General features: G+C 67.6%; 3 protein-coding genes. All 3 read left to right on the top strand.

Annotated elements, in window-relative coordinates:
- Nucleotides 1-655, top strand: a 655-nt coding sequence (locus AC1DXV_RS34285) for a DUF2163 domain-containing protein (protein ID WP_477938001.1), incomplete at its 5' end; no start/stop codon positions are given.
- Between the two features lie 5 nt (nt 656-660).
- On the top strand, nt 661-1,164 hold the full coding sequence (locus AC1DXV_RS34280; RefSeq protein WP_477873102.1) for an NlpC/P60 family protein: 504 nt from the start codon (nt 661-663) through the stop codon (nt 1,162-1,164).
- A gap of 1 nt (nt 1,165) precedes the next feature.
- Nucleotides 1,166-1,800: hypothetical protein (locus AC1DXV_RS34275; RefSeq protein ID WP_477938000.1), on the top strand; the 635-nt coding region annotated here is incomplete at its 3' end.

The raw sequence follows: 1,800 nt of genomic DNA, 5'->3' as shown, positions 1-1,800 counted from the left end.
GGCGATGCAGCTCAACGGCACGCCGCTGCTGGCCTACATCGCACGCGGCGGCTTCGAGCACGCGCGGCTGCAGTTGGAGCGCGCCTTCCTGCCCGCGGTGGACATGGCGAGCCTGAACCCGCCGATCGCCGGCACGCTGGTGTGGTTCACCGGTCGGGTCGCGACGACGCAGGGTGACCGCACGCAGCAGCAGCTCAGCATCAAGAGCGACACCGAGCAGCTCGACGTGATGGTGCCGGCCGAGGTCTATCAGCCTGGCTGCTCGAACACGCTCTACGACGCTGCCTGTGGCGTGAACCGCGATGCGAAGACGGTGACCAGCGTCGCCAACACCGCGAGCGATGCCACGCGCACGCGCTTCGGGCATGGGCTCGGCCAGGCTGCTGGCTACTTCGACCTCGGCGTCGTGCRCTTCCTGACCGGGCCGAACACCGGCATCGGCCGCACTGTGAAGCGCCACATCGCGGGCACTGGCGGCAGCGCCGGCAATGAGATCACCGTGCTGCAGCCGTTCCCATTCCCGATCGCGCCGGGCGACAGCTTCGCGATCTACCCCGGCTGCGACAAGACCCAGAGCATCTGCAAAGCCAAGTTCAACAACGTGATCCGTTTCCGCGGCAAGCCCTACGTGCCGGCCGCCGAGACGGTGATGTGAGCCCTATGACCCTGAACGAACCGATCGAAGCTCAACAACGCCAGGCGGTGATCGGCGAGGCACTGACCTGGCTGGGCACGCCGTACCACCACCACGGTCGCCTGAAGGGTGTGGGCGTCGACTGYGGGCAGAGCCTGTGCGCGATCTACGAGGCCGCCGACGTGACGGCGCCGATCGACCCGGGCACATACAGCACCGCCTGGCACCTGCATCGCAGCGAGGAGCTGTACGTGCAATGGCTCGAACGCGTCGGTGCCGTGCGCACCGAGCAGCCGCAGGCCGGCGACGTGGCGCTGTTCCGCTTCGGTCGCACCTTCAGTCACGGCGGTGTGCTGGTCGACCGGCACATGGTGCTGCACGCGTACGTCCATCAGGCGGTGATCCTGACGCGGCTCGACGAGGCGCCGCTCGCCGGCCGACCGGTGCAGTTCTGGACGCTGTGGCCGGCTGCCGATGTGTCGGTGATGAGCGCTGTGCAGGCGCCTGCACACACCCCAGTGGAGGCCTGACATGGGCGGCCGCACCACGATCTCCAGCAGCGAAACCCGCATCGAAGCGCTGAAGCTGCAGAGCAGCGCGCAGGGCGTGACGATCCCCGTCGTCTACGGCGTGAACCAGATCAGCGGGAACCTGATCTGGTACGGCGACTTCAAGGCGGTCCCGCACACCACCAGTCAGTCCGCAGGCAAAGGCGGCGGCGGGGTCACGTCCGAGAGCACGACGTACACCTACAGCGCGTCCGTGATGATGGGCCTGTGTCACGGCCAGATGAACGGCGTGCCGCGGATCTGGCGCGGCAAGAAGCTCTACAACGGAGGGATCCGCGGCGACCAGTTCGCCTCGGTGCGCAAGATCTACGCTGTGCCGGGCGGCGGTCCGATGTCGACCACGCTCGATGCCGCGTTCGCGTCGATCCAGGCGGTGTACGTCCCGCTTTTCTTCCTGAAGTCGCAGCTCGCCAACGGCGTGGACTACTCGGTCGACACCGAGGGCGAGCTCGCCGTCGTCAAGATCCTGAACGACAAGTACCGCGGCATGGCGGTGACGATCGACTACCTGGTCGTCACCGCCGGCACGAAGCAGAGCGCGCTGGACGAACTGGGCCTCAGCTTCAAGACCGGCGCGCTCGGCCAGGCGCCGTGGTC

Source organism: Rhizobacter sp. P3_C12 (genome assembly GCF_056402735.1).
This window is presented reverse-complemented; position numbering and strand designations above follow the sequence as displayed.